This is a genomic window from Janthinobacterium sp. SUN033 (assembly GCF_030397595.1).
GTDB lineage: Bacteria > Pseudomonadota > Gammaproteobacteria > Burkholderiales > Burkholderiaceae_D > Janthinobacterium > Janthinobacterium kumbetense.
Map to the genome: position 1 here is coordinate 704882 of NZ_JAPQNV010000003.1, position 26578 is coordinate 731459.

Genomic DNA, 26578 nt, shown 5'->3' on the forward strand with positions numbered 1-26578 from the left:
ATCTCTCGCAGGCAGGGGCACATTATGATGAATCATCTCGGATAAAATGTTATCGGGAGAATGGCGTATTGCAATGGCAGCTGCGTATTTTCTCTCGACCCAGACATTATCCATACAATACGTCCACATTAAAAAGAAATGAAAATATTATTTATCGCTGCATTAGGAACGTTATCGCTGATTCAAGCGCCGTCAGCCTTGGCGGAGAATCTGAATGGGAAAACCCTGTATGTACAGCGCTGTGCCGTGTGCCATGGCGCGGAGATCAAGGGAACGGGGCCGTTGGCGAATAAAAGCAATCCGCCCACGCCGGACCTGACCACCGCCGCATTCAAAAAACGCCTGAAGGATTATCCGGGCGTGATCGTATCGTCGGTCATCCTGCGTCCGAATGGCGATCTGATTCCCAAGACCTTGAAAGAGAATGGCGTCAAGATTGCGCCATATGCCTGGCGGGTGAAAGACTTTCGCGATTTGAATCAATACATGAGCGATGTGATTTTAAAAAATCGCTGATATCAGATAAGCGGCGCATACGTCGCGCAGCAACGCTCTCCGGTCAATTTTGCCGTTTTAATAACTGCGCACATTTATCGCGCAGGAAATCGCGCAACTGCAGCACCAGCGGCGTCACCTGCGCCCGGTGCGTGCAGACCAGGTGCAAGGGCGTGGCCTCGCCCGCCACGTCGGGCAACAGCGCTTGCAGGCGGCCGGCGTCCAGGTCGCCCGCCACGTCGAGCCGCGACTTATAGGCGATGCCCAGTCCCGCCACGGCCCAGCGGCGCACCAGGTCGGCGTCGTCGGCGCTGCGGTTGCCGCTCACGGACACCGTCACTTGCTCGCGCTGGGACAGGCGGTAAAAAGTCCAGCGGTCGTGCAAGCCGTCTTCCAGCGCGAAGCGCAGGCAATTGCGCTGCGACAACTCTTCCAGCGCCAGCAAAGGGCCGTAGTCGCGCAGGTAGGCGGGCGACGCCACCAGCACCCGGTCGTTGGCGGGCGCGATCGGCATGGCGATCAGGCTCGAATCGTCTTGCTGGCCATAGCGGATGGCCACGTCGACTTGCTGGCGCACCATATCGGCCACCCGGTCGCTGACGCTGAGCTGGTAATGCAGTGTCGGATGGCGCAGCTGGAACTCGTCCAGCCAGCCCAGCATCAGGTTGCGGCCCAGGTCGGAGGGCATGGCAATTTTCAAGGTTCCGCCGAAACTGTCCTTGCCGGCCAGCAGGGCATCGTGGCCTGCGCGCAGCAGGCGCAAGGCTTCCCGCGCATGTTCCAGGTATTGCGTGCCTTCCGGCGTCAGGCTCAGCGAGCGCGTCGTGCGGGCCAGCAGGCGCAAGCCCAACACGCCTTCCAGGCGCTTGACGGCGGCGCTGGCCAGCGCGGGCGAGATGCCGATCTCGCGCGCGGCCGCCGACAAACTGCCCCGGTCGGCCGTGCGCACAAATACCTGCAAGTCATCGAGTCGCAGCAATTTTCAGCATTCCTTTGAAAGTGTTTCCGTACGCGCCCCCTGTTTCCAGGGCGGCATTGCCACCATCATACGGTATCCACTCAACGAGGAAGCACATGAAAGCCATCGCCTACCACCACAGCCTGCCCATCACGGACGCCGACGCCCTGCTCGACATCGAGCTGCCCGTGCCCGTCGCCACGGGGCGCGACCTGCTCGTCGCCGTCAAGGCCATTTCCGTCAATCCCGTCGACACCAAGGTGCGCAAGAACCGCGCGCCGAAGGATGGCCAGCCGGAAGTGCTGGGCTGGGATGCGGCCGGCATCGTCACGGCCGCCGGCCCCGACGCCACCCTGTTCCAGGTGGGCGACAGGGTCTGGTACGCGGGCGCCATCAACCGCCCCGGCAGCAACAGCGAATTCCAGCTGGTCGACGAGCGCATCGTCGGCCACATGCCGGCCAGCCTCGATTTCGCTCCGGCCGCCGCCCTGCCGCTGACGGCCATTACGGCCTGGGAATTGCTGTTCGACCGCCTGCAGCTCAGCCGCGACAAGAGTCTGACGGGCAAGTCGCTGCTGGTGATCGGCGCAGCCGGCGGCGTCGGCTCCGTGCTGGTGCAGCTGGCGCGGCAATTGACGAATGTCACCATCATCGGCACGGCCTCGCGCACGGAAACGGCGGACTGGGTGAAGGAATTGGGCGCGCACCACGTGATCGACCACAGCCTGCCGCTGGCGGGGGAAATCACGCGCCTGGGTTTGCCGCCCGTCGATTATGTGATCAGCCTGAACCAGACCGACCGGCATTTCGACCAGATCGTGGAATTGATCGCGCCGCAAGGCAAGTTTGCCCTGATCGACGACCCCGAGCACATCGACGTGCGCAAGTTCAAGGGCAAGAGCGTGTCGCTGCACTGGGAACTGATGTTTACCCGTTCGCTGTTCCAGACGGCCGACATGGTCAAACAGCATGAACTACTGGAAGAGCTGGCGCAACTGGTGGACGCCGGCGTCATCAGGACCACCCTGGCCGAGCGCTTCGGCACGATCAATGCGCAAAACCTGAAACGCGCGCATGCCCTGCTGGAAAGCAACACAGCAAAAGGAAAGATCGTGCTGGCAAGTTTCCAGTAATCAGGTAATCAGGTAATCAGGTAATCAGGTAATCAGGTAATCAGGATGGCCCGGAAATCATTGACGTTCGTCAATGTCGGGCCCGTGACCACGCTGTCTCCCAGCGCCTGGAAGAAGCCGTGGCCATCGTTGTTGTCCAGGCTGTCGCGGGGCTTGATGTCCAGCGCCCAGGCCCGTTGCAGGGTGTCGGGCGCCAGAACCGCGCCGGCGATGTCTTCCTGGCCGTCGACGCCATCCGTGTCGCCGGCCAGCGCGTGGATGCCCTCGCGTCCATCGAGCGCGATGCCCAGCGCCAGCAGGAATTCCACGTTGCGCCCGCCGCGCCCGTTGCCGCGCACGGTGACGGTCGTTTCGCCGCCCGACAGCAGCACGCACGGTGCGGGAAACGGCTGGCCCCGCTGCGCCGTTTGCAACGCGATGCCGGCCATCACCTTGCCCACGTCCCTCGCCTCGCCTTCCAGGCTGTCGCCTAATATATACGGCGTGACGCCGGCCGCGCGCGCCACCTGCGCCGCCGCTTCCAGCGCCATCTGCGGCGTGGCGATCAGGGTCGTGCGCGTGCGCGCCAGGCGGGGATCATCGGGTTTCACGGATTCGCCGCGCCCGCTTTCCAAGGTGGCGCGTATGCTGTCCGGCAAGTCCATGCCATAGCGGCGCACGATGGCCAGCGCATCCTCGCACGTCGTCGCGTCGCCCACCGTGGGGCCGGACGCGATGTCGCCCAGCTTGTCGCCGGGTACGTCGGAAATCGCCAAAGTGATGACTTGCGCCGGATGGCAGGCGGCTGCCAGGCGCCCGCCCTTGATGGCGGACAAATGGCGGCGCACGCAATTCATTTCGCCGATGGTGGCGCCGGACGCCAGCAGCGCGCGGTTCAAGGCTTGCTTGTCGGCCAAAGTGATGCCATCGAGCGGCAAGGCCAGCAGCGACGAGCCGCCGCCCGAAATCAGGCACAGCACCGTATCGTCGGCCTGCAGGTTGCCGACCAGTTCGAGCATGCGGCGCGCCGCATCCATGCCGGCCTGGTCCGGCACGGGGTGCGACGCTTCGACGATCTCGATCCGCTCGCACGGCATGGCATAGCCATAGCGCGTGACGACCAGCCCGGACAGCGGCCCCGGCCAGTGCCGTTCCACGGCTTGCGCCATGGCGGCCGACGCCTTGCCGGCGCCGATGACGATCAGACGGCCCTTGGGCGCCGGCGGCAGATGGGGCGGTATGCAGTGCGATGGCTGGGCCGCTTCGATGGCGGCCTGGAACATGGCTTGCAGCAAGGCGCGCGGCGCGGGGGTGGTCGTCATGGTCAATTCCTCCGGTTCGATGGCAGCTTCGTTCAACGGTTCACGATGCGCGCGGGAACGCGCAGCACCAGTATGGCGCCCAGCAGCATGACTGCGGAAAGAATATACAGGGCCACGTCGGTGCCGCCCGTCGCATCCTTGATCCAGCCGACGAGGAAGGGACTGACGAAGCCCGCCACCTGGCCCAGCGAATTGATCAGCGCCAAGCCGCCGGCCGCCGCCGCGCTGCCGAGAAACGCCGTCGGCAAGGGCCAGAACATGGGCAGGCCGGACAGCGCGCCCATGGTCGCCAGCGACAGGCCGATGAGGGCGACGACCACGTTGCCGTGCGCCTGGGTGGCCAGCAGCAAGCCGCACAGCGCCATCAGCAGGGGGCCGCTCAAATGCCAGCGGCGTTCCTTGTGCTTGTCGGCCGAACGGCCCACCCAGATCATGAAGATGCTGGCGCACAGGTAGGGAATGGCGCTGACCCAGCCCACGGCCACGGGGCTGGCGAAACCCAGCGACTTGACGATGGTGGGCAGCCAGAAATTGATCGCGTACACGCCCATCTGGATGCAGAAATACACGAGGCCCAGCATCCACACGTGCTTGTTGCGCAGCACGCTGGCGAAGGTGTCGGCCGTATTCGCGCTGTTGCGGCGCTGGCGTTCGTCCTCGTCGAGGTCGGCGCGCAGCAGCTGCTTTTCTTCAGTATTGAGCCACTTTGCCTGGGCGATGCCGTCGTTCAGCAGCACATACACGAGAAAGCCCAGCAGCACGGTGGGAATGCCTTGCAGCAAGAACATCCATTGCCAGCCGGCCAGACCGCCGTGGCCGGCGAACGATTGCATCATCCAGCCCGACAGGGGGCTGCCCAGCAAGCCGGAAATGGGAATGGCCGACATGAACAAGCCCATGATGCGGCCCCGGCGCGAAGCGGGATACCAGTTCGTAAAGTACAGCACGATGCCGGGGAAGAAGCCGGCCTCGAACACGCCCGTGATGAAGCGCAGCGAGTAGAACGCGGCCGGCGTGGTGACGAACATCAGGCAGGCCGAGGCGATGCCCCAGGCGATCATCAGGGTGCCGATGACCTTGCGCGCGCCCAGGCGGTGCAGCAGCAGGTTGCTGGGCACGCCGCTGGCCACGTAGCCGATGAAGAAAATGCCGGCGCCCAGGCCGTACACGCTTTCGCTCCACTGCAGCGCATCGAGCATTTGCAGCTTGGCAAAGCCGACATTCACCCGGTCCAGGTAATTGAACAGGTAGCAGATGAAGATGAAGGGGATCAGATGCAAGGTGACCTTGCGGTAGGCGCCTTCGCGCACGCGGTCCTGCGCGGACGCGCCGGCGGACAGGCTGGCGCCTGGATGGGTGGTCATGGGTGTCTCCTGACTATTTTTTTATGGGATGCGACCAGCCCATCGTACAATCGCCCACAGAAACAGTCATCGTGCGGATGCATGAAGAAAACCCATCTTGAATGCGATGATTCCATGCAAATGCACAAAACCAGAAGGTGAATACCATGCCGAGCATCGATCCCCCATTGGCGCAGGACATCGTCCGGCGCACCATGCACATCATTCCCTTCAGCGTCAACGTGATCGATGCGCGCGGCGTGATCCTGGCCAGCGGCGATCCGCAGCGCGTGGGCGACCTGCATCCGGGCGCGCAACTGGCGCTGGCCCGGCATGCCAGCGTGGAAATCGGCGCGGCCGACATGGCCAGGCTGCCGGGCACGCGGGCCGGCATCAACCTGCCCCTGACGGTGCGCGGCGAGATTTGCGGCGTGCTGGGCCTGACGGGCGAACCGGACGCCGTGCGCCAGTTCGGCGAACTGGTGCGCGCCATGGCGGAAATGATGCTGGAGCAGGCGCGGCTGGTCAGCGAGTTGCAGCATGAAAAGCGCTACCGCGAGGAATTCGTGTTCCAGCTCGTGTACCGCACGGGTATTTCGGATGCCAGCATGCAAGCGTGGGCGGCGCGCCTGGCGCTGGACTTGCGCGTGCCGCGCGCCATGTTCGTGCTGGAAATACCCGATGCGGGAGAAGGTCCGGGCGAGCGGCTGGACCAGGTGCTGACGCAGCTGCAGCAAGTGCAGTCCGACCTGTCGGCGCGCTGGCCCGCCCTGCTGATGGCCGTCGTCTCGCCAGGCGAACTGGTGCTGCTCGACGCCTTTCCCGCCAGCGGCCCGCAGCAGGCGCGCGCGGCGCAGGCAAGGCAGCGCCTGCTCGAACTGCACCAGGTGGCGCAGCAGGCGCTCACCCCGCCCGCCACCCTGTCCATGGGCGTGGCCTTGCCGGGCCTCGATGGTGCAACGGCGTCGTATGAATCGGCGAAGCAGACGGCGCGCGTGGGGCGCGCCCGGGATGGCGGACAAGCCACTTTTTCCTACCTGGAACTGAGCCTGCCCGTGCTGCTGTCCGGCTTGCAAGCCGGTTGGCAGGCGGAGCAATTGCGCCAGACCCTGGCCCGCCTGCAGGCGCACGACCGCAAGTCCGGCACCCTGATGCGCACGCTGGCCGCCTGGTTCCGCCACCACAGCCACCCGATGGCCACGGCCAGGGCCCTGCACATCCACCGCAACACGCTCGATTACCGGCTGCAAAAGATCGCCGAACTGACGGGGCTGGACCTGGACGACACGGATGACCGCCTGCTGCTGTATGTCGCCCTGCAACTGAATTGACGCAGGCCCGTCTACAATGGCGGCTGACCGCACAACAGGAACAGCATGAACGACGCCTTCGAATGGACCAGCCTTGCCCGCACTTTCGGGCTGTTTACCGTCACGGCCGTGGCCGAACTGCTGGGTTGCTACCTGCCCATGCTATGGCTGAGCAACAAGGGCAGCGCCTGGCTGCTGTTGCCGGCCGCCCTCAGCCTCCTGATCTTCGTGTGGCTGCTGACCCTGCATCCGGCCGCCAGCGGCCGGGTGTACGCCACGTATGGCGCCATCTATATCGCCACGGCCTTGGGATGGCTGTGGCTGGTGGACGGCGTCACGCCCGCCTGGACGGACATCGCCGGCGTGGGCCTGGCTCTGGCCGGCGCCGCCGTCATTGCCATGGGGCACAAAGCGGCTTGATTTTCCTCAAGCGGCATGCGCGCGGAAGTTTGTTTCCGCCGACCATGCCGCGCTGGCACGGGCCAGCAAGACGGCTTCGCCATCGGCCAGCCAATCGTCCGCATCGGCGATCTTCCACATGGCTTGCAACAGCTTGCGGCGCAAGTCCGGGTCCGTGATTTCATCGAGCAGGCTGTCGATCACGCCATTGGCCAGCTGCACGGCGCCATGCACGGTCGACGTCAGCATGTCGTCGCACAAGTCTTGCAGCAGTTGCTGGAAGGCGGCCGGCGCCAGGTCGATATGCTCGAGGATCTTGCTGCGGTGCATGGCTTGCAGCTCGGCGCTGGCCAGGTTGCCGTCGACCACCATCATCAGGGCCAGGATACGTCCCGCTGCCTGGGGACTGTTTACTTCATACGTACGCATAATCTCTTTTCCATTGTGAGGTTAAAAAGCGCGCCACCGCCACGCGGGGCGCGCCGTACTGCTGTTTTACTGTTTGTCGCTGCGGGTGATGAACACGCTGGCCACGCAGCTCGACACGATCAGGACTGCCACCACCAGCAACGATGCTTCCACCGGCACGTGGTACCACGGCATGATCAGCATCTTTGCGCCGATGAACACCAGCACCATCGCCAGGCCATACTTGAGCATGTGGAAGCGGTCAGCCACGTCCACCAGCAGGAAATACAGTGCCCGCAAGCCCATGATGGCGAACAGGTTCGACGTGAAGACGATGAACGGGTCCGTCGTGATGGCGAAGATCGCCGGGATCGAATCGACCGCGAACACCAGGTCCGTCACCTCGATCAGGATCAGCACGAGGAACAGCGGCGTGACATAGCGCAAACCACCCTTTGCCACGAAGAAACGTTCGCCGTGGTCGCCATCGGCCACCCGCAAGTGGCGGCGGGCAAAGCGCAGCACCGGGTTGTTCGCCACGTCCGGCTCCGCATCGGCCGCCACCAGCATGCGCATGCCCGTCACCAGCAGGAAGGCGCCGAACAGGTACAGCACCCAGCTGAACTCGCTCACCACCCATGCACCGGCCATGATCATCACGGCGCGCATGACGATCGCGCCCAGCACGCCATAGATCAGCACGCGGCGCTGGTACTGGATCGGCACCTGGAAGGCGCTGAAGATCAGCAGGAAGACGAACACGTTATCGACCGACAGGGCTTTTTCGATCAGGTAGCCGGAGAAAAATTCCAGCGCCTTCTGGTTGGCGATCTCGGGACCGGCCGTGCCGTTCAGATACCACCACAGTCCGCCGTTGAACAGCAGGGCCAGGCTGACCCACACGAGCGACCACGTCGCCGCTTCCTTGACGCCCACCTTGTGCGCCTTGTTGCCGCCGAAGACGAACAAGTCCAGCGCCAGCATCACCAGGACAAAGGCGATGAAACCGGCCCACATGGGTGCCGTTGCAATACTTTCCAGGCCATTCATCGGCGGCCTCCGCAATGCTCTGTTTGTATTCTGAAGTCCATGGCACTCTCCTTGCATGAATTGAGCAGCCATCATAGCCTTCTTATAAACATCGAACAAATCGAATATAATTTAAGAATACATCGAAAAATTCGATGTATTCATTTTTCGGAAAACACCATGTCCACACTCAACTTCAAGCACTTGCGCTATTTCTGGATGGTGGCCAAGACGGGCAGCATCGCGCGCGCGGCCGAGCAGCTGCACCTGACGCCGCAGTCGATTTCCGGCCAGCTCAGCGAGTTTGCCGACACCCTGGGCGTGGAACTGTTCCGCCGCAGCGGGCGCCAGCTGGAATTGACGGACACGGGCCGGCGTATCCTCAGCCATGCGGAAAGCATCTTCAGCACGGGCGATGAATTGCTGGAAATCGTGCGCGACCAGTCGCGTACGACGACGACGACCTTCCGCGTGGGCTGCGCCGATTCCGTGTCGAAACTGATCGCGTGCCGCCTCGTCGCGCCGGCACTGGGATTGGCTGAGCCGCTGCGCATCATTTGCCGCGAAGGCCGGCTGGCCAGCCTGCTGGCGGACCTGGCCGTGCACCGGCTGGACCTGATCATGGCGGACCGCCCCATGCCGGCCCACTTGAGCGTGCGCGGCTTTAACCACTTGCTGGGCGAAAGCGGCATGACCCTGTTCGGCACGCCGGCGCTGGCCGCCACCCTGACCGGGGACTTTCCGCTATGCCTCGATGGCGCGCCGCTGCTGCTGCCGGGCGAAGACTTCGCCATCTACGGCCGCTTGCTGCAGTGGCTGGGCGACAACAAGCTGCACCCGCGCATCGTCGGCGAGTTCGACGACAGCGCCATGATGAAAGCCTTCGGCCAGTCCGGTGCCGGCCTGTTCTTCGCGCCCACCGTCATCGCGCCCCAGGTCTGCGAACAATACGCCGTGGTGGCGCTGGGCCGGGTCGACAGCCTCGTCGAGCAAGTGTATGCGATCACCACGGAACGGCGCCTGAGCCACCCGGCCACCATCGCCATCAGCCAGAGCGCGCGGCGCGAGCTGTTCGTGTAAGCCTGGCGTGCAAGCCGGTTCAGTCGCCGACGACGATCTTGCCCGGCTGCCCGCCCCGCTCCAGCAGCGCGTGGGCGCGCCGCAAGGTGGCCGCATCCATGGGCGACAGGCGCTGCCGCACCGTGTGGCGCAGCACGCCGTCGTCCAGCAGCCGCGCCACGCGCTGCAAAATGCGGTGCTGCTCCAGCATATCGTCGGTAGCAAACAACGGCCGCGTAAACACCATTTCCCAGTGCAGCGAGATGCTCTTGCCCTTCAGCGGCGCCGCGTCGAAAACATCGTGGTCATCGATGACGGCCAGCTTGCCGTGCGGCGCGATCAGCTCCACCAACGCCGCGGCATGCTGGGCCGTGTGCGACAGGGCGGCGACGTGGCGCACGGGCGCCACGCTCAAGGCCGCCACCTGCGCCGCCAGCGGCAAGGTATGGTCGATCACGTGATGGGCACCCATGGCGCGGCACCACGCCATGCTGTCGCCGCGCGACGCCGTGGCGATCACCGTAAAACCCGTCAGCTGGCGCGCCAACTGGATCAGCATGGAACCGACGCCGCCCGCGCCGCCCAGCACCAGCAAGCTGCCCCGCGGCTGCATGTCGCCGGGCGCGATGGCAAAGCGCTCGAACAGCAATTGCCACGCCGTCAGCGCCGCCAATGGCACGCTGGCCGCCTGCGCAAAGTCCAGCGATGCCGGCATGGCCCCCGCGATGCGCTCGTCGACCAGGTGATATTCGGCATTGGCGCCCGCGCGGTCGAACGAACCCGCGTAATACACGGCTTGACCCGGCGCAAACAGGGTGACTTCGCTGCCCACCGCATGCACGGTGCCGGCCGCATCCCAGCCCAGGGTCACGACACGCTCAGGCACTTCTACCAGCCCGGCGCGCACCTTGGTGTCGAGCGGGTTGACGCCCACGGCGCGCACCCGCACCAGCACGTCGCGCGGGCCGGGCACGGGCATCGGCCCCTCCACGTCGAACAGGCCATGCTCGTCGCCCACGCCGCTGCCCTTGTTGAAACCAATCATCTTCATTGCTACCCCCGCAGATAAAAGCCCATGGTAAGCAGCCACGCAACAAAGAAAAATATGCTTCAATGCGTTTCACTGCTGACCAAACTGTCATGAATCATGCAAAACCAGGAAACAGATAATCTCTCCGGCGTGGCCCTGTTCGTGCAACTGGCCCAGGCGGGCAGCTTTGTCGCCGCCGCGCGCCAGGCCGGCATTTCGCCGTCGGCCGTCAGCAAGAGCCTGGCCCGGCTCGAGCAGCGGCTGGGCGCGCGCCTGTTCCAGCGCAGCACCCGCCAGCTGAGCCTGACAGCCGAGGGCCAGCTGTTTTTGACGCGCAGTGAACGCATCCTGGCGGAAATGCAGGCGGCGCAGGAAGAGCTGGCGGGAGCGCGCGCGCCGCGGGGACGCCTGCGCCTGGGCTTGCCGGAACTGGGCGGCGTGTTCCTGCCCGCGCTGGCCGATTTTGCCGCGCAGCACCCTGCCATCGCGCTGGAGCTGGACTTTTCCGACGCGCTGGCCGACGTCGTCGGCGACGGCTTCGACGCCGTCATCCGCATCGGCGCACCGCGCGATTCGCGCCTGGCCGCGCGCAAGCTGGGCCAGTTCCGCTCCTGCCTCGTAGCTTCCCCCGCCTACCTGGCGCGCCACGGCACGCCGCAGCATCCCCTTGAACTGCAACAACATGCCTGCCTGCACTACCGCTTCCGCCACAGCGGCAAGGTGGAGCAGTGGCGCTTGCGCCAGGACGATGGCGAGGCTGCGCCGGACTTGCCGCAATCCATGATCTGCAACAATGTGGAAGCGCGGCTGCACTTTGCCCGGCAAGGCCTGGGCATCGCCTGGCTGCCCGACTTTCATGTGCGCCCGGCACTCGCTGACGGCAGCCTCATCGAGGTGCTGATGGATTACGCCATCAGCGGCCATCCGGCCCACGGTTGCTGGCTGCTGTGGCCGTCCGGGCCGCACCTGGCGCCGAAAGTGCGGGCGCTCGTCGATTTCCTGGCCGAGGCGCAGCTGTTGTCGTCAATTGCCCACAAATAAGGCAGAGGAAAAACATTCGAACAAATATATCTCTATAATGGCAAGTCTTCCCGACGCCCTGCGCGCCCCTTCCTGGACTTGCCGCAATGAAGCACTTGCACGATATTCCCTCTGCCTTCAAGCATGAATTTGCCAACCCGCGCCTGTGGTGGTCGCGCGCCGTCGTCGTCGGCATGGCCGCCATCGCCGGTCTCGTCGTCGTGGGCTTTACGTGGCTGGCCGAGGAAGCGCTGGACCTGTTCCTGTTTTTTAACGGCAAGGCCTGGTGGTTCGCCCTGCTGTGGACGCCCGCCTGCGCCGCCCTGCTCGTCTGGCTGACGCGCCGCTACGCGATGGGCGCGGCCGGCTCCGGCATCCCGCAAGTGATGGCCACGCTGGACCCGGCCGTGGCGCCCGAACAGCGCTCCTTGTTTGTCTCGTTGAAACTGAGCGCCGCGAAGATCGGCCTGACGGCGGGCGGCTTGCTGGGGGGACTCTCGCTGGGACGCGAAGGCCCGTCCGTGCAGATCGCCGCCGGCGTGATGCTGGCCGCGCGCCGCTGGCTGCCCCGTCACTCGCAGGTGAGCGCCCATTCCCTGCTGGTGGCGGGCGGCGCGGCCGGCATCGCGGCCGCCTTCAATACGCCGCTGGCGGGCGTCATGTTTGCCATCGAGGAACTGTCGCGCTCGCCCGAGCAGCGCAACAGCGGCCTCATCGTGGCCGGCATCGTGCTGGCCGGCATGATGGCCGTGTCCATCCACGGCAACGCTACCCACTTCGGCATCATCCATCCCGGCCCCATCGGCCTGGCGCTGGCCTTGCCGGGTTTGCTGGTGACCCTGGTCGCGGGCGTGGCCGGCGGCCTGTTTGCGCGCCTGCTGCTGGCGTCAGCCAGGGGCAATCCGCTGGGCAAGCTGTCCGCATGGAGAAAAGGCCGGCCCGTGCTGTTCGCCGCCGTCTGCGGTGTGCTGGTGGCGGCCATCGGCATCGCCAGCCATGGCGCCACGTTCGGCAGCGGCACCGTGGCCACGCGCGCCATGCTGGAAGGCTCGTCCGACGTGGCGCCCGCCTTCGTTGCCTTCAAATATGTGGCGACGTGGCTGACCGTGTGGTCGGGCGTGCCGGCCGGCATCTTCGCGCCCTCCCTGGCCATCGGCGCCGGCATCGGGCATGACATTGCGCAATTGCTGCACTACCCGCACGCACCCGCCCTGATCGCGCTGGGCATGGTGGGCTTCCTGGCGGCCGCCACGCAGGCGCCGCTGACGGCTTTCATTATTGTCATGGAAATGGTCGACGGCCACGGCATGGTGCTCAGCCTGATGGCTTGCGCCGTCGTCGCCAGCACCGTGTCGCGCGTGCTCAGCGAACCGCTGTACGGGGCGCTGGCGCAGTTGCAGCTGCAACGGTTGCCCGCACCACCGCACTAGAAATTGCGGCAGGCGCGCAACAGGCGGCCATCCTGCCACTCGCAGACGGTGCGCGTGCCGTCACCGGCCCAGGCCCGCTCCAGGCCCTGCTTGCGCCCGCGCGCATAGTCCACGGCGTGGCGGGCCGAGCCGTCCGCATGCCATTCGCGCCACGCGCCATGCGGCTCGCCATCGCGGTAGGAAGCGAGCCGGGCCAGCGTGCCGTTCGCATGCCATTGCCTGTCCTCGCCCTGCGCACGGCCCTGCGCATCCTGCTGGCGCTGGCGCAGCGGTGTGCCATCGTCGCGCCAGCTTTGCGTGCTCAGCATGACGCCATCCTCGAACAGGTTTTTCTGGTCCAGCTGGCCATTCGCGAAATACAGCAGCGACCAGCCCTGCGGCTTGCCATGCAGGAAATTGAGGCGCGACATTTCTCGGCCGTCCGGCCACCAGGCCTGGTGCAAGCCGTTGCGCTGGCCATCGAGATACGGTCCCCGCTCGGCCAGCCGGCCATCCGCATGAAACGCCGTCACTTCACCGGTCAGCACGCCATCGGCGAAATGCGCACGGTTGCTGACCTGGCCATGCTCGTCAAAGCTCAGGAATTCGCCATCGGCGGGCTGGCCCGCCTGGTACAGCAAGGCATGCCTCAGCTGGCCATTCGCATGAAAGTGGCTGTGCAAGCCGTCGTACTCGCCGTCGCGGTACGCCTTGCGGCTCTTCACCGTCCCGTCCGCATAGTATTCCACGTTCACGCCATTGAAATCGCCTTCCCCGTTGCGCTCTTCCAGCAGGCCCAGTTGGCCATCGGCAAAATACACGCTGCGCCGGCCGGTGTAGCGCGGCGACGCCACGTCGGTGCCCAGCAGCCAGGCATCCATGTGCAGCTTGCCCGGCGGCTGCGCGAAATGCAGCTGCCAATGCCAGGCCTGGCGGGCTGCATCGTGGCGCAGCGGCGCGCGCTGCTCGTACACGGCCGCGGCGGGCGCCACGGGCTGGTAATCCCCGTCAAAATACAGGGACGCCGGCGACGGTTCGGCAGCCACGGCCGGGGTGGCCGGGGCGCTGGCCATGGAAACGGATGGGGAACCGGCCAGGACAGAGGCCAGCAAAACAGAGGTGAGTATCTTCAATGCATGCTTTCATCAACGGTGCGACGGCGCCGATGATACGGGCAAGCGGGGCGGCGCGCCACACGCTTGCGCGTGACTACATGGTGAACGGAAACGGCTGCATGCCCGCCTGTCTGTCATCGGGGGCGACGACGGCCAGCAAGGCGTTCAAGCCCTGGTTCAGGTGCGCCAGGCTGTCGGGGTCCAGCTGGGCCAGCGCACTGGGCAGCAAGCCGCGCGCCGGCTGCGGCGCGCCGGCGATGACGGCTTGCCCTTCCGCCGTCAGGGTCAGGGTGACCACGCGCTGGTCGGGCTGGTCGCGCGCCTTGCGCACATAGGTTTTTTTGACCAGCGCCTCGACCAGGTTGCTGGCCGTCGTCTGGTGGATCGACATCTTGCTGGCCAGCTCGCCCATGCGCAAGCCCGGCCGTTCCAGCAACTCCTGCATCACCCACAATTGCGCGCCCGACACGCCGCATTGCTTTTCGATTTGCGCCGAGTGGCGCTGCGCCGCGCGCATGACGACGCGCATGTTTTGCAAGGCCATGCCTTGCGCCCTGGCCATCGCCGAAACTTCCGCTTCCACCACCATTGCCTCCAGTTATCCTGCCGGCTTCGCGCCTGCTGGCGGGCCGGAATCCCTGCATGATACCTGCAAAGGCGGACGACTCCTAGCGCATGGAAACTGGCTCTCCGGCTTGCCACGCCTGCTCCAGCACCAGCTTGCCGGCCTGGTCCCAGTGGCGCTCGATGCCGTGCTTCTTGCCGTGCTCATACGGCACGATCTGCCGCAGGCTGCCGTCGTCGTACCAGGCCTGCAGCAAGCCGTGGCGCTGGCCTTCGACAAACGGGGTCACGCTGGCGCGCGCGCCGTTGGCATGCCAATCCGTCGTGTCGCCGTGGTCGCGCCCCTGCGCGTCTTTCTGCCAGGCAAACACGGGCCGGCCATTCGGGGCCCACGTTTGCAAGCTGAGCACGGCACCCTTCTGGTACAGGGTCTTGTTCGACACGACGCCATTGCCATGGCTTTCAAACGACCAGCCGTCGGGCTGGCCGTGCACCCAGACGGTCCGGGCCAGCACCTTGCCATCCTGCGCGTACATGACGAACTCGCCCTCGCGCTGGCCATCGACGAAGCGTCCCCGCCGGTGCACTTTGCCATCCGCATAAAACGATTCCTGCACGCCATCCATCTGGCCATGGCGTCGATACGAGCGGTTGCTGACGGCCCCGTTCGCGCCATACGACACTTGCTCGCCATCGGCCATCTCGTCGCCGTGATACAGCGTGCGGCTCATCAGCTGGCCATTCTGGTGATACGTTTCCGAGATGCTGTCGCGCCCGTTCGGCAAGGCGGTCACCCGCTGCTGGACCTGGCCATTCTCGAAGTACACGCTGCCGCCGAGCAATTCCTCGCCCTGGGCATCGAAATAGGTTTCGCGCAGCAGCTGGCCATTTTCATGGTAATACTTGCGAAACTTTACGAACTTGACCTGGCTCAAGTCCAGGTCCGTGGCATAGGTTTCAAAGGCCGGCACGCCCGGCGTGTCGGGAAATTCCAGCAGCACATGCCAGGCGCCCAGCGCCTCGTCGCGCACGGGCGGCGTGCGCAGCGCATACACGGCGCCGCGCTGATTGCTGGGCATGAAATTTTCATCCAAATACATGGTCCGGTCTTCCTCCTGCAAGGTTGGCGTCGGCGTTTGCCCTGCGGGCTGTGCCTGTGCCGCCAGCGGCGAGGCCAGGACCGCGCCCAGCAAGGCGGCCAGGGCCACGCGTGTCTTCTGTCGTGTGTGCATTGTGTTCCGTTGCAATGTTATCGTGCGGCGGCCATCATAATGGAAAGCAACGTTTTCCCCTGTCACGAAAGAAATCCATGCACTTGCCCTCCGCCCCCAGCGACACACAGATACTGGACATCATCGACGCCTGGATCGCCGACCTGGCGCGCGGCGATTACGCGTGCGCCCATGCGCGCACGGCGCACGACGCGTATTACGGCTGGACGCCGACGCTGCTGCGCGCCGTGATCGAAGGGTATGGTTCGCCGCAGCCGTATGCGGATGGCACGGTGTATCGCGTCACGCCGGCGGCGCAAGCCAGCGGCGCGCCGCACGAACGCTGCGTCGAGCGCCCGGCAAGCGAGGACGGCGGCGTGCCGATCGCCGAAGCGCGCCACGCCCTGCCATTGAACGGCGCCTGGTCGGACCTGACCGCCACCTTCCGCGTAGAGGGCACGGCGCTGGGCGCCACGCTGGTATTACAGGAAATTCACGTGTTCTAAGGTTCTAGGCCGCGCCATCCTTGACGGGCGACAACTGGCTCGCATGCAGGCGCGCATACGCGCCGCCCTGCTGCAGCAAGGTGGCGTGGCTGCCCGATTCCACCAGGCGCCCGCCCTGCATGACGACGATGCGGTCGGCGCTTTCGATGGTCGACAGGCGGTGGGCGATGACGATGGTGGTGCGGTTGCGCATCAGCACTTCCAGCGCCGCCTGCACGGAACGTTCCGACTCCGTATCCAGCGCGCTGGTCGCTTCATCGAGCAGCAGGATGGGCGCGTCCTTGTACAGGGCGCGCGCGATGGCCAGGCGCTGGCGTTGTCCGCCCGACAGGCGCGAACCGTTCTGCCCCGCCTGGGTTTCGTAGCCTTGCGGCAACTGCATGATGAAATCGTGCGCATACGCGGCGCGCGCCGACGCTTCGATGCGGACCTGGTCCGGGGCCGGGTCGCCATACGCGATGTTCGCCGCCATCGTGTCGTTGAACAGGATCACATCCTGGCTGACGAGGGCGAACTGGCGCCGCAAGGCCAGCAAGGCGTAATCGCGCAGGTCGACGCCATCGAGCAGGATCTGGCCGCCGCTGACGTCGTAGAAGCGCGGCAGCAAGCCCAGCAAGGTCGTCTTGCCGCCGCCGGAGCCGCCCACCAGGGCCACCGTTTCGCCGGCGCGGATGTCGAGCGTGATATCGCTCAAGGCCGTGGGCGCATCGGGATCGTCGCTGTTGTAGCGGAAGTTGACGTTCTGCAAGGACAGATTGCCCTGCACCGTGACCGGCGCGATGGTGCCCGGGTCCGGTTCCAGCGGCGTGTCGATCAAGCCGAAGACGGACTCGGCCGCCGCCAAGCCCCGCTGCAGCGGCTCATTGATCTTGGTCAAATTCTTGATCGGCGACTGCATCGCCATCAGCGCGCCCATGAAGGCGACGAAGGCGCCCGGCGTGATGGCGCCGCTTTGCGCGCGCAGCATGGCGAAATAGATCACGGACGACAGGGTAATGCCGACGAGCATCATGATGAAGCCGGAATTCATGGCCGAGGTGGCGGCATGCTTGACGGCCAGCTGGCGGTTGCGCTTGACGACGTTGACGAAGCGCGCCTGTTCATAATCCTGGCCGCCAAAGATTTTCACCACGCGCTGGCCGCCGATGCTTTCGTCCAGCACGGACGTCAGCTCGCCCACGGCTTGCTGCGAACTCTTGCTCAGGTGGCGCATGCGGCGGCCCGCCAGGGTCACGACGATGGCCACGATGGGCATCGACGCCATGCAGAACAGGGCCAGTTTCACGTCAATGCTGAACAATAAAATCAGGTAGCCGACGGTGGCGACGGAATCGCGCACCATCACGTTGAGCACGTTCAAGCCCGCCTGCGACACCTGGCTGGCGTCGAAGGCCACGCGCGACTGCGTCAGGCTGGTGGTGGTGGTGTCGAAAAAGCGGCTGGGCAGGCGCATGATGGTGGCGAACATCTTTTCGCGCAAATCCGCCTGCACCCGGCTCGATAACCAGACGGAACCGTAATCGCCGGCAAAGCTCGACACCATGCGCAACACGGCCAGGCCCAGGATGGTGGCGGGAATCACCCACAAGTCCACCTGCCCTGCCTGTGCCGGCAAGAAACGGTCGACCCAGCCCTGCAGCATGCCCATCACGCCGGACGCGGGCGCGGCCTGCGTGCTGGCCGTCGCGCGCATGGCGTCGACGACGTTTTGCAGTTGCCTGATTAATAACACATCGGTGGCGGACGCCACGCCCACGGCCAGCAAGGTGGCGGCGACGATGGCGCCATAGCGGCGAAACTGGCCGGCCAGGCGGAAGAACAGGAGGCGACTTTGCTGCATGCAGGTGAGAAAATTGAGGGTAAAGCGTGATTCTAACCGCTGCCAGACTTACCTAGAGGAAAGTCGCACCTTGCCGGTGCAGGACCGGCAAGGGAAAGGCATGGACGATCAGCTCTTCGCCACTTTCCACGCAGCCGTGCCGGCCTTGCAGACCGTCAGCTTGAGGGTCTGTTCCTGGCCCTTGGCGCTCAAGCCCACCTGCACCTTGCGGCAGGTTTGCTCATCCGTCTTTTGCGTGTCGCTGGCCGTGATGTCGGCGGCGATGCGCACGGAATTGCGCAAGCCTTCATTGCTCCATTGCACGGTTTCGCCATCTTTCTTGTCATTGAGCACGTCGGTGACGGCCTTGACGAAGACGGGCTTGTCGTTCTTGTTCAGGTAAGCCATCGGCGTATCGGCCAGGAAACCCAGGCCGACGGCGGAAGCGGAAGCGCTGAAGACGACGCTGCCGAAGATCAGGGCGGACAGCAGTGTGGCGGGACGTATACGCATGAAAAACTCCTTTAAAGTAAAAATAGGGACCGCCGGGGCAGCCCTCAGCCGGGGTCCGCCGGCGAAATGCCCGCGGCCAGCAAGGCATCGATGCTGGGCACGAAATAGATCGCCGACGACAGCGCCGTGGAAAAATCCAGCAGCCGGTCCGTCTTGGTGACGCCATCATAGCCTACGCCGTACATTTGCCGCAGCATGCCCATGGTCACGGTGATGTCCTTGCAAAAACCGACGAACATGACGCCCGCCTCGCTGGCATTGGCGTAATTGGCGTTGCGGCGCACGATGTCGACTTCCTCGCCATCGCGGATGAACTGGTTGCGGCCCACGTGGGAATCGACGGGCAGCGGCGACAATTCATGGCTGCCGGCCTTGGTGCGGCCCCACACCTGCTCCGCCGCGTGCACGGGCAAGGCGCGCAGGCGCTCCACATCCATGCGCCATTTCTGCAGCAGCACGGTGGAGCCGCCCGCGCCCGCTTCGCCGTCCGGAATGATGGCCACGCCGTTGGCGCGGAACGGATTCGGGTTGGCGACGCCGTCGGCAAAGCCGTCAAACGTCACGTTATTGTGATACGGAAAACACACCTGTTCGCTGGCCAGCTCGGCGAAGGGACTGAGCAAGGTGAGCGTTGTGCGCATGCTGTCGTACAGGGTGGCCGCGTTCGACTGCGTGATCCAGACCCAGAAATCGTGCTGGCTGGCCGGCGCCGTCTTGCCGTTGGCGCCCACCAGGTCGTGCGCGAACGATGCCATATTGTCCGGCACGCAGCCTGGGCACGCGGCGCGCCACAGTTCGGGCTTGAATCCCAGCACCACATTGGCCGTGCCGCCCGTCAACTGATGGTGGCGGTTCAGGGTGGGGTCCAGGATGCCCGTGACGTCGGATTCCCACAGCTTGCCCAGCCGCTGGAACAGCTGCCGCATGTCGACGCCGGCCTTCACCTTGAACTGCAAATGCACTTCGTCGCGCGCGACGACAGACAGCATGCTTTGTGGAATTGCCATGACAGAGGTTCCTCTTTTTCGTTTCTATGTGGATCTTAAACCAGAAGTGCCGGTTGGTAGTTTCATTTTGGCAACATGCGATAACTGTAACTATAGGTAGTCATGAATTGGACGATAATGCAATGACGTAGAGCAAGAATAAGAATGGATACCATTGCATGAAATTGTATGAAAAGCTCGTCAGCGACATCGAGCAACTGGTGGCCAAGGGCGTGCTCTTGCCCGGCGAACGCATTCCCTCCGTGCGCCAGACCAGCCAGCAGCACAAGCTGAGCATCACCACGGTGCTGCGCGCCTACGTCAAGCTGGAGGGCATGGGCGTGATCGAAAGCCGGCCCCAGTCCGGCTACTTCGTGCGCCAGCGGGCCGGAGACACAGCCACGCCGTCCATCTGCATGCAGGCATCGCACCCCAGCCCCGTGCCGGCGGAAGTGCACGTGAGCCGCCTGGTGCTGTCGACCCTGCGCTCGATCGGCTTGCATGACGCCATCCCGCTGGGCTCGCCCTACCCCGACCCGTCGCTGTTTCCCTGGGAACGCATCAACCAGTATGCGGGCACCGTGGCGCGCCGCAACCGCGCGTGGAACGTGACGGACGACCTGCCGCCGGGCAACCCGCAGCTGATCCGCGAAATCGCCCGCCGCTACATGGAAAACGGCCTGGCTATCGATCCCGACGAAATCATCGTCACCGTGGGCGCCACGGAAGCCATCAACCTGTGCCTGCAAGCGGTGGCCAAGCCGGGCGACACCATCGCCGTCGAGTCGCCCACCTTCTACGCCATGCTGATGGCCGTCGAGCGCCTGGGCATGAAGGTGGTGGAAGTGTCCACCGACCCGTATGAAGGCATCAGCATCGAGGCGCTGGCCGACATCATGGCCCGGCAGCCGATCGCCGCCGTCATGGTGATGCCGAACTTCCAGAATCCGCTGGGATTCCAGATGTCCGACCAGCGCAAGCGGGCCTTGTACCAGTTGCTGGAGCAGCACGACGTGCCCGCCATCGAAAACGGCGTCTACAACGAGCTGTATTACGGCGACGCCCACCCAACCTCGCTCAAGTCCTACGACCGCAAGGGCCTGGTGCTGCATTGCTCCTCGTTTTCCAAGAGCCTCAGTTCCGCGCAGCGCGTGGGCTGGGCCCTGGCCGGACGCTACCGGGGCAAGGTGGAGGAACTCAAATTCCTCAACACCCTGGCCACGTCCTCGTTTCCCCAGCTGGCCATCGCCGAATACCTGCAAAACGATGGCTACGAACAGCATCTGCGCCGCACCCGCAAGGCGTATGCCCAGCAGGCGCGCATCATGGCGGCCGCCGTGCAGCGTTTCTTTCCTGCTGGCACGAAAATCTCGCACCCGCAGGGCGGCTACGTGCTGTGGGTGGAATTGCCTGGCGACATAGACTCCATGCAGCTGTACCGGCGCGCGCTGGAATGCAAGATCACGGTGGGTCCGGGACGCATGTTTTCCGTCAGCCAGGCTTACAAGCATTGCATCCGCCTCAACTACAGCTATCCGTGGAGCGTGGGCGTCGAGCAAGCCATTATTCTTCTCGGTAAGCTCATCACCGAATTTCTGTAGAACAGTCACCCGCCCACCAGCGACATGCGCACGGTGAGATACTGCTTGCGCGCGCCAAGCTGGGCCAGTGCGCCGCGCACTTCCGAATAGCGGTCGCCACGGCGCTGCCAATGCTGGCGCAGCAGGCTTTCCAGACCTTGCGCGGAATCAAGCCGGGGCCGCAGGTCGAGGCCGTCCTGGGCGAACAAGCACGTAAACAGCTTGCCGTCCGACGACACGCGCACGCGGCTGCAATCGCCGCAGAACGGCTGCGACACGCTGGAAATGAAGCCCACTTCGCCGCCGCCATCCAGATAACGGTAGCGGCTGGCCGTTTCGTGCGAGACAGGCTTGCCTTCGCCCAGCGACACGAGGGGGAACTCGGCGGCGATCAGCGCGCGCGCCGCCTCGGACGTGACGACATGCGTGCGCGACCAGGCGCCGATGCCGCCCACGTCCATGAATTCGATCAGGCGCAGCACCACGCCCGTGTGGCGAAAATGGCGCGCCAGCGGCACGATCTGGCTGTCGTTGACGCCTTTCTGCACCACCATGTTGACCTTCACGGGAGTCAAGCCCACGGCTTGCGCTACCTCAATGCCGTGCAGCACTTTCTCGACGGGAAAATCGACGCCATTCATGCGCTGGAAAATGCCGTTATCGAGGCTGTCGAGACTCACGGTGACCCGCTCCAGGCCCGCATCCTTGAGCGAACGCGCCTTGGCCGCCAGCAAGCTGCCATTCGTCGTCAGCGCGATGCTCACGGCGCGCCCGTCCGGCGTGGTCAGTTTCGCCAGCGCCTCGATCAGCTGTTCCAGGTTCTTGCGCAGCAGCGGCTCGCCGCCCGTGATGCGGATTTTATCGACGCCGAGGCGCACGAAGGCGCGCGCCATCGTCTCGATCTGCGCGAAGGACAGGCGTTCGCTCGATGGAAGAAACGGGTAATCGCTGGGGTACAGCTCGGCCGGCATGCAATAGGTGCAACGGAAGTTGCACTGGTCGATGACGGAAATGCGCAAATCCGTCAGGGGGCGGCCCAGCATGTCCACGCACGGTTCGATATGGCTTGGCTGCCGGAGCGCCGGCTGCGGATACAGGATGGTGTTCATGGTGCTTCCCCTCGATAGGCATTCGTCTGGAAGTAGCATAGGACGAATGGGGGCAGGCAAAGAGGTACAGTCCGGCTCCGGCCGATAGAGTACAGACGCGCCGCTACTCCTCTTGCGGTGGAGCAAAGACGCTGGCGCACAGTTCCGCGCCCGCCGCGCTGAGCAGCGCGCTGCCGCCGCCGCTCTCCGCCGTCGCCACGATCACCAGTCCCGCACTGGACAGCGCATTGAGCTGGCGCAACAAAGTGCTCATCTGTACTCCTGCCCGCTTGGCCAGCTTGGCCAGCGACCACGGTTTCTCCGGCGCCTCCTGCCGCGCTTCCCACAGCAGCGCCAGCAGCGCTATCAGGGCCGCGTCGATGCCGTCTTCCTTGTCTTCCTTGTGCATGTTTTTTCTCCTTGTCCACATCATAGATCACGGCCGGCGCCGGCGCGACCGGCATCGTCACCTTGCCATCTGTACTCTGTTTTTTTGTCCGGAACTGTGCGCCTACGGGGCAAGCCGCCGCCCCTACCATGTGATTGTCCCATCGCATATCACCAGGAGAGTCATCATGAGCAAGCCAAAGTCCGACGCGCGCATCGCGCCCTACACCCATGCCGCGGCCGGTTGGGGTGCCCTCAAGTACGTGGCCATCAACCTGTTCAAGGAAAAAGTCAGCGCGGGCAATTACCGCTCGCTGTTCGAACAAAACCAGCCCGACGGCTTCGACTGTCCCGGCTGCGCCTGGCCCGACCGCGAACACGCGTCCACGTTCGAATTTTGCGAAAACGGCGTCAAGGCCGTGGCCGCTGAATCGACGAGCAAGCGCGTGCGCCCGGAATTTTTCGAGGAGCACACGGTCACCGCATTGATGGAGCAGTCGGACTATGATCTGGAACAACATGGCCGCTTGACGGACCCCATGGTGTACGACGCGGCCAGCGACAAATACCAGGCCATTTCCTGGGACGACGCCTTCGCCCTCGTGGCGCACCACCTGCACGCGCTGGACGACCCGAACCAGGCCGCCTTCTACACGTCGGGCCGCGCCAGCAACGAAGCGGCTTTCCTGTATCAACTGTTCGTGCGCGCCTACGGCACGAACAACTTCCCCGACTGTTCCAACCTGTGCCACGAAGCGACGAGCCGCGGCTTGCCGGAAACGGTCGGCATCGGCAAGGGCACGGTGCTGCTGGACGACTTCGAGCACGCGGACACCCTGCTGCTGTTCGGCCAGAATCCCGCCACCAACCACCCGCGCATGCTGGGCGAATTGCGCGAAGCGTCGCGCCGCGGCGCCACCATCGTTTCCATCAACCCGCTGCACGAACGGGGCCTGGAGCGCTTCACCAGCCCCCAACATCCGCTGGAAATGCTGACGGGCGGCAGCACGAACATTTGCTCGCTGTTCATCTGCCCCACGCTGGGCGGCGACTTCGCGCTGATCAAGGCCATGGCCAAGCGCGTCGTCGAACTCGATGACGACGCCATCTCCCATGGCCAGGAGCGCGTGCTCGACTGCGATTTCATCGCCGAACACACGAGCGGCTTCGACGCCTTCGCCGCCGACATGCGCGCGGAAAGCTGGGACTTGCTGCTGGCCGAATCGGGCGTGGCGCGCGACAAGATCGAAGAATTGACGCAGATCTATGTGAAGGGCAAGGCCGTCATCGCCACCTGGGGCATGGGCGTGACGCAGCACAAGAATTCGCTGGCCACCGTGCAAATCCTGTCGAACTTGATGATGATGCGCGGCAATATCGGCAAGCGGGGCGCGGGCCTGTGCCCCGTGCGCGGACATTCGAACGTGCAGGGCGACCGCACCATGGGCATAGAAGAACAGCCGACCAAGGAATTCCTCGACCGCCTGGGCCTCGTCTTCAACTTCGAGCCGCCCCGCCACCACGGCTACGACGCCGTCGGCACCATCGAAGCCATGCTGGAGAAAAAGGTGAAAGTGTTCGTCGCCCTGGGCGGCAATTTCTCCATGGCCACGCCGGACACGCCGCGCACCTGGGATGCGCTGCGTTCGTGCGACCTGACCGTGCACATCGCCACCAAGCTCAACCGCAGCCACCTCGTGCACGGCAAGGATGCGCTGATCCTGCCCACCCTGGGACGCACGGAAATCGACGTGCAGTCAGGCGTGGCGCAAGGCGTGACGGTGGAAGACTCGATGAGCATGGTGCATATCTCGTTCGGCATGAACCAGCCCGCCTCGCCCAATCTGCGTTCGGAAATCGCCATCGTGGCCGGCATGGCGCAAGCGACCCTGGGCAGCGAGAAGATCGACTGGCTGCGCTATTCCGGCAACTATGCCTTGCTGCGCGATTCCATCGAGCAAGTGTTCGATGACTTTTTCGACTACAACTTGCGCGTGGCCAAGCCGGGTGGTTTTCACCTGGAAATCGCCTCGCGCGAACGGGTATGGAAGACGGAAAGCGGCAAGGCGCAATTCCTCGTCAACGCAGTGGAACTGGACACGCCGATCCACCGTGCACGCCAGCAATATGGCGAGCGCCTGATGGTGCTGATGACAACACGTTCGCACGACCAGTACAACACGACCATCTACGCCATGGACGACCGCTACCGTGGCGTCTTCGGCCAGCGCCGCGTCGTCTTCATCAACAAGGACGACCTGGCCATGCTGGGCTTTGCGGCCGGCGACTGGGTCGACCTGATCGGCGTGTGGCACGACGGCATAGCACGCCGCGCCGACCGCTTCCTGCTGGTCGAGTACGACATTCCCCGCGGCTGCATCGGCGCCTACTACCCGGAAACCAATCCGCTGGTGCCGCTCGACAGCGTCGGCTACGGTTCGCGCACGCCGACCTTCAAATCCATCCCCGTGCTGCTGTCGCCTTCGGCCGCAGTCAGCTGAACAGGAGAACGCCATGTTCGGTTTCGATACCCTGGACCTGTCGCGCGCGCAATTTGCGATGACGGCCATCTTCCACATCCTGTGGCCCATCTTGACGATCAGCCTGTCGCTGTTCCTGTTCGTCGTCGAGGCGCTGTGGCTGCGCACCAGCGACCCCGTCTACTACCGCCACGCGCGCTTCTGGAGCAAGTTGCTGGTGCTCAACTTCGCCGTCGGCGTCGTCAGCGGGATTCCCCTGGAATTCCAGTTCGGCACCAACTGGGCGCCGTTTTCGCACCATTCCGGCCAGTTCATCGGCAACATCCTCGGCTTCGAAGGCGCCATGGCCTTCATGCTGGAAGCGGGTTTCATCGGCGTCATGATGTTCGGCTGGGGCCGCGTACCGAAGGGCGTGCACCTGTTTGCCACCGGCATGGTGGCGCTGGGGTCCAGCATTTCCTCGTTCTGGATCATGGTCGCCAATTCCTGGATGCAGACGCCGGCCGGCGTGCGCGTGGCGGACGGCAAGATCATCGTCACCGATTACGTGGCCGCCATCTTCAATCCCGACATGGCCTGGGCCGTGGGCCACATGTGGGTGGCGGCCGTGGAAACGGGCTTGTTCGTCATCGCCGGCATTTCCGCCTGGTATATGTTCAAGCGCCGCGAACCGGCCTTCTTTGCCCGCTCGTTCAAGCTGGCGCTGATGTTGCTGCTGGTCATCGCACCGTTGCAAGTGTGGCTCGGCGATTCCAGCGGCGTCGACGTCTTCAAGACCCAGCCCGCCAAGGGCGCGGCCATCGAAGGCCACTGGCACACGAACCGCGATGGCGAAGGGGCCGCCTGGTCCTTGCTGGCCTGGCCCAACCAGGCGGAGCAAAAGAATGACTGGTCCGTCGAAGTGCCCGGCATGCTCAGCGTGATCGCCACGCATAGCGCCACGGGCAAGATCACGGGCCTGGCCGACATCGCCCGCGCAGACCAGCCGCCCATGCTGCCGCTGCTGTACTACGCGTTCCGCGCCATGGCCGGCATCGGCATGTGGTTCGTGCTGCTGTCGTTCTGGACCTTCGTGGCCTGGCGCAAGGTGGGTGGACGGGTGCAGGAGTTCGTGCGCAACCGCAAGCTGCTGCTGGCCTGGGTGCTGACGATTCCGCTGCCCTACATCGCCGTCGAGTGCGGCTGGATCGTGCGCGAAGTGGGACGCCAGCCGTGGGTCGTGTACGGCTTGCTGCGCACGCGCGACGCCGTCTCCGACGTGGCGGCCCACGCCGTGGCCGGCAGCATGCTGATGTTTGCCGTGTTTTACGTCGTGCTGTTCCTCACCTTCTTTGTGTTTGCCAAGAAATGGCTGCAACAAGGCCCGGACGTGGCGCTGCCGCTGCCGGACGCCGCCCATGCCGCGGGGTATTGACATGCGCCGCCATCTGACTAG

At 64.6% G+C, this 26578-nt stretch carries 25 protein-coding genes; 11 read left to right on the forward strand and 14 right to left on the reverse strand.

What is annotated here, in order from left to right; genetic code table 11:
• The first annotated feature begins 138 nt into the window (after positions 1-138).
• Positions 139-516, forward strand: coding sequence for a cytochrome c (locus OX460_RS16235; RefSeq protein WP_077401501.1), 378 nt, complete (start codon positions 139-141; stop codon positions 514-516).
• Positions 517-559: 43 nt separating this feature from the next.
• On the opposite strand, the gene OX460_RS16240 is transcribed toward OX460_RS16235, so the two are convergent.
• A complete protein-coding gene (locus tag OX460_RS16240; RefSeq protein WP_289899259.1) occupies positions 560-1474 on the reverse strand; it encodes a LysR family transcriptional regulator in 915 nt (304 codons plus the stop codon).
• A gap of 95 nt (positions 1475-1569) precedes the next feature.
• On the opposite strand from OX460_RS16240, the gene OX460_RS16245 reads away from it, so the two are divergent.
• Entirely contained in the window at positions 1570-2586 is a 1017-nt protein-coding gene (locus tag OX460_RS16245; RefSeq protein ID WP_289899260.1) for a zinc-binding alcohol dehydrogenase family protein, read from the forward strand.
• A 32-nt stretch (positions 2587-2618) separates the two neighbouring features.
• Here OX460_RS16245 and OX460_RS16250 read toward each other — a convergent pair whose 3' ends face one another.
• Positions 2619-3887, reverse strand: a complete 1269-nt coding sequence (locus OX460_RS16250; RefSeq protein WP_289899261.1) for a glycerate kinase — start codon at positions 3885-3887, stop codon at positions 2619-2621.
• A gap of 32 nt (positions 3888-3919) precedes the next feature.
• Positions 3920-5251, reverse strand: coding sequence for an MFS transporter (locus OX460_RS16255; RefSeq protein ID WP_289899262.1), 1332 nt, complete (start codon positions 5249-5251; stop codon positions 3920-3922).
• A gap of 146 nt (positions 5252-5397) precedes the next feature.
• Here OX460_RS16255 and OX460_RS16260 point away from each other — a divergent pair, with 146 nt between their 5' ends.
• On the forward strand, positions 5398-6561 hold the full coding sequence (locus OX460_RS16260; RefSeq protein WP_289899263.1) for a sugar diacid recognition domain-containing protein: 1164 nt from the start codon (positions 5398-5400) through the stop codon (positions 6559-6561).
• 45 nt (positions 6562-6606) lie between these two features.
• Entirely contained in the window at positions 6607-6960 is a 354-nt protein-coding gene (locus OX460_RS16265) for a YnfA family protein (protein ID WP_251350800.1), read from the forward strand.
• Between the two features lie 6 nt (positions 6961-6966).
• Here the strand turns inward: OX460_RS16265 and OX460_RS16270 are convergent, their stop codons facing one another.
• Both OX460_RS16270 and OX460_RS16275 read right to left on the reverse strand, forming a co-directional pair.
• On the reverse strand, positions 6967-7368 hold the full coding sequence (locus tag OX460_RS16270; protein ID WP_289899264.1) for a TerB family tellurite resistance protein: 402 nt from the start codon (positions 7366-7368) through the stop codon (positions 6967-6969).
• A 66-nt stretch (positions 7369-7434) separates the two neighbouring features.
• Positions 7435-8397 (reverse strand): TerC family protein, encoded by a 963-nt coding sequence (locus OX460_RS16275; RefSeq protein WP_289899265.1) that lies wholly within the window; start codon positions 8395-8397, stop codon positions 7435-7437.
• A gap of 159 nt (positions 8398-8556) precedes the next feature.
• Here OX460_RS16275 and nhaR point away from each other — a divergent pair, with 159 nt between their 5' ends.
• Positions 8557-9456 carry a transcriptional activator NhaR gene (gene nhaR / locus OX460_RS16280; protein WP_289899266.1) on the forward strand — a complete coding sequence of 300 codons (900 nt, stop codon included), beginning with the start codon at positions 8557-8559 and terminating at the stop codon, positions 9454-9456.
• Positions 9457-9475: 19 nt separating this feature from the next.
• Here nhaR and OX460_RS16285 read toward each other — a convergent pair whose 3' ends face one another.
• On the reverse strand, positions 9476-10486 hold the full coding sequence (locus tag OX460_RS16285) for a zinc-binding alcohol dehydrogenase family protein (RefSeq protein WP_289899267.1): 1011 nt from the start codon (positions 10484-10486) through the stop codon (positions 9476-9478).
• 96 nt (positions 10487-10582) lie between these two features.
• On the opposite strand from OX460_RS16285, the gene OX460_RS16290 reads away from it, so the two are divergent.
• Positions 10583-11506 (forward strand): LysR family transcriptional regulator, encoded by a 924-nt coding sequence (locus OX460_RS16290; RefSeq protein ID WP_289899268.1) that lies wholly within the window; start codon positions 10583-10585, stop codon positions 11504-11506.
• An 86-nt stretch (positions 11507-11592) separates the two neighbouring features.
• The gene (locus OX460_RS16295) at positions 11593-12915 is read left to right on the forward strand and encodes a chloride channel protein (protein WP_251350804.1); all 1323 of its coding nucleotides are present in this window, start codon (positions 11593-11595) and stop codon (positions 12913-12915) included.
• Here OX460_RS16295 and OX460_RS16300 read toward each other — a convergent pair.
• The 3 genes from OX460_RS16300 to OX460_RS16310 form a co-directional block, all read right to left on the reverse strand.
• On the reverse strand, positions 12912-14027 hold the full coding sequence (locus OX460_RS16300) for a toxin-antitoxin system YwqK family antitoxin (RefSeq protein WP_289899269.1): 1116 nt from the start codon (positions 14025-14027) through the stop codon (positions 12912-12914). The genes OX460_RS16295 and OX460_RS16300 overlap by 4 nt on opposite strands.
• A gap of 76 nt (positions 14028-14103) precedes the next feature.
• Positions 14104-14598 carry a MarR family winged helix-turn-helix transcriptional regulator gene (locus OX460_RS16305; RefSeq protein ID WP_099664914.1) on the reverse strand — a complete coding sequence of 165 codons (495 nt, stop codon included), beginning with the start codon at positions 14596-14598 and terminating at the stop codon, positions 14104-14106.
• Between the two features lie 79 nt (positions 14599-14677).
• Positions 14678-15805 carry a toxin-antitoxin system YwqK family antitoxin gene (locus OX460_RS16310; protein ID WP_289899270.1) on the reverse strand — a complete coding sequence of 376 codons (1128 nt, stop codon included), beginning with the start codon at positions 15803-15805 and terminating at the stop codon, positions 14678-14680.
• A gap of 77 nt (positions 15806-15882) precedes the next feature.
• On the opposite strand from OX460_RS16310, the gene OX460_RS16315 reads away from it, so the two are divergent.
• Positions 15883-16290, forward strand: a complete 408-nt coding sequence (locus OX460_RS16315; RefSeq protein ID WP_289899271.1) for a hypothetical protein — start codon at positions 15883-15885, stop codon at positions 16288-16290.
• Between the two features lie 4 nt (positions 16291-16294).
• On the opposite strand, the gene msbA is transcribed toward OX460_RS16315, so the two are convergent.
• The 3 genes from msbA to OX460_RS16330 all read right to left on the reverse strand — a co-directional run bounded on the left by msbA (position 16295) and on the right by OX460_RS16330 (position 19629).
• Positions 16295-18130, reverse strand: coding sequence for a lipid A export permease/ATP-binding protein MsbA (msbA, locus tag OX460_RS16320; RefSeq protein ID WP_289899272.1), 1836 nt, complete (start codon positions 18128-18130; stop codon positions 16295-16297).
• A 108-nt stretch (positions 18131-18238) separates the two neighbouring features.
• A complete protein-coding gene (locus OX460_RS16325; RefSeq protein WP_289899273.1) occupies positions 18239-18622 on the reverse strand; it encodes a hypothetical protein in 384 nt (127 codons plus the stop codon).
• Between the two features lie 44 nt (positions 18623-18666).
• On the reverse strand, positions 18667-19629 hold the full coding sequence (locus OX460_RS16330; protein WP_289899274.1) for a Dyp-type peroxidase: 963 nt from the start codon (positions 19627-19629) through the stop codon (positions 18667-18669).
• A 158-nt stretch (positions 19630-19787) separates the two neighbouring features.
• Between OX460_RS16330 and OX460_RS16335 the strand changes: the two genes are divergently transcribed.
• Positions 19788-21209: a PLP-dependent aminotransferase family protein gene (locus tag OX460_RS16335; RefSeq protein WP_289899275.1), complete on the forward strand. Its 1422-nt coding sequence runs from the start codon at positions 19788-19790 to the stop codon at positions 21207-21209.
• A gap of 5 nt (positions 21210-21214) precedes the next feature.
• On the opposite strand, the gene moaA is transcribed toward OX460_RS16335, so the two are convergent.
• Positions 21215-22297: a GTP 3',8-cyclase MoaA gene (moaA, locus tag OX460_RS16340; protein WP_289899276.1), complete on the reverse strand. Its 1083-nt coding sequence runs from the start codon at positions 22295-22297 to the stop codon at positions 21215-21217.
• Positions 22298-22400: 103 nt separating this feature from the next.
• On the reverse strand, positions 22401-22685 hold the full coding sequence (locus OX460_RS16345) for a helix-turn-helix domain-containing protein (protein ID WP_289899277.1): 285 nt from the start codon (positions 22683-22685) through the stop codon (positions 22401-22403).
• 166 nt (positions 22686-22851) lie between these two features.
• Between OX460_RS16345 and OX460_RS16350 the strand changes: the two genes are divergently transcribed.
• Positions 22852-25164 (forward strand): FdhF/YdeP family oxidoreductase, encoded by a 2313-nt coding sequence (locus OX460_RS16350; protein WP_289899278.1) that lies wholly within the window; start codon positions 22852-22854, stop codon positions 25162-25164.
• 13 nt (positions 25165-25177) lie between these two features.
• Positions 25178-26557: a cytochrome ubiquinol oxidase subunit I gene (locus OX460_RS16355; RefSeq protein ID WP_289899279.1), complete on the forward strand. Its 1380-nt coding sequence runs from the start codon at positions 25178-25180 to the stop codon at positions 26555-26557.
• The last annotated feature ends 21 nt before the right edge of the window (positions 26558-26578 follow it).

Excerpts from the sequence above, each read along its gene's own strand:
- OX460_RS16345 (WP_289899277.1), bottom strand. The coding sequence starts at position 22,685 with ATGCACAAGGAAGACAAGGAAGACGGCATCGACGCGGCCCTGATAGCG.
- OX460_RS16275 (WP_289899265.1), bottom strand. The coding sequence starts at position 8,397 with ATGAATGGCCTGGAAAGTATTGCAACGGCACCCATGTGGGCCGGTTTC.
- OX460_RS16255 (WP_289899262.1), bottom strand. The coding sequence starts at position 5,251 with ATGACCACCCATCCAGGCGCCAGCCTGTCCGCCGGCGCGTCCGCGCAG.
- OX460_RS16235 (WP_077401501.1), top strand. The coding sequence starts at position 139 with ATGAAAATATTATTTATCGCTGCATTAGGAACGTTATCGCTGATTCAA.
- OX460_RS16355 (WP_289899279.1), top strand. The coding sequence starts at position 25,178 with ATGTTCGGTTTCGATACCCTGGACCTGTCGCGCGCGCAATTTGCGATG.
- moaA (WP_289899276.1), bottom strand. The coding sequence starts at position 22,297 with ATGAACACCATCCTGTATCCGCAGCCGGCGCTCCGGCAGCCAAGCCAT.
- OX460_RS16350 (WP_289899278.1), top strand. The coding sequence starts at position 22,852 with ATGAGCAAGCCAAAGTCCGACGCGCGCATCGCGCCCTACACCCATGCC.
- OX460_RS16285 (WP_289899267.1), bottom strand. The coding sequence starts at position 10,486 with ATGAAGATGATTGGTTTCAACAAGGGCAGCGGCGTGGGCGACGAGCAT.
- nhaR (WP_289899266.1), top strand. The coding sequence starts at position 8,557 with ATGTCCACACTCAACTTCAAGCACTTGCGCTATTTCTGGATGGTGGCC.
- OX460_RS16295 (WP_251350804.1), top strand. The coding sequence starts at position 11,593 with ATGAAGCACTTGCACGATATTCCCTCTGCCTTCAAGCATGAATTTGCC.
- OX460_RS16330 (WP_289899274.1), bottom strand. The coding sequence starts at position 19,629 with ATGGCAATTCCACAAAGCATGCTGTCTGTCGTCGCGCGCGACGAAGTG.
- OX460_RS16260 (WP_289899263.1), top strand. The coding sequence starts at position 5,398 with ATGCCGAGCATCGATCCCCCATTGGCGCAGGACATCGTCCGGCGCACC.
- OX460_RS16305 (WP_099664914.1), bottom strand. The coding sequence starts at position 14,598 with ATGGTGGTGGAAGCGGAAGTTTCGGCGATGGCCAGGGCGCAAGGCATG.
- msbA (WP_289899272.1), bottom strand. The coding sequence starts at position 18,130 with ATGCAGCAAAGTCGCCTCCTGTTCTTCCGCCTGGCCGGCCAGTTTCGC.
- OX460_RS16315 (WP_289899271.1), top strand. The coding sequence starts at position 15,883 with ATGCACTTGCCCTCCGCCCCCAGCGACACACAGATACTGGACATCATC.
- OX460_RS16250 (WP_289899261.1), bottom strand. The coding sequence starts at position 3,887 with ATGACGACCACCCCCGCGCCGCGCGCCTTGCTGCAAGCCATGTTCCAG.
- OX460_RS16335 (WP_289899275.1), top strand. The coding sequence starts at position 19,788 with ATGAAATTGTATGAAAAGCTCGTCAGCGACATCGAGCAACTGGTGGCC.
- OX460_RS16245 (WP_289899260.1), top strand. The coding sequence starts at position 1,570 with ATGAAAGCCATCGCCTACCACCACAGCCTGCCCATCACGGACGCCGAC.
- OX460_RS16325 (WP_289899273.1), bottom strand. The coding sequence starts at position 18,622 with ATGCGTATACGTCCCGCCACACTGCTGTCCGCCCTGATCTTCGGCAGC.
- OX460_RS16310 (WP_289899270.1), bottom strand. The coding sequence starts at position 15,805 with ATGCACACACGACAGAAGACACGCGTGGCCCTGGCCGCCTTGCTGGGC.
- OX460_RS16290 (WP_289899268.1), top strand. The coding sequence starts at position 10,583 with ATGCAAAACCAGGAAACAGATAATCTCTCCGGCGTGGCCCTGTTCGTG.
- OX460_RS16265 (WP_251350800.1), top strand. The coding sequence starts at position 6,607 with ATGAACGACGCCTTCGAATGGACCAGCCTTGCCCGCACTTTCGGGCTG.
- OX460_RS16270 (WP_289899264.1), bottom strand. The coding sequence starts at position 7,368 with ATGCGTACGTATGAAGTAAACAGTCCCCAGGCAGCGGGACGTATCCTG.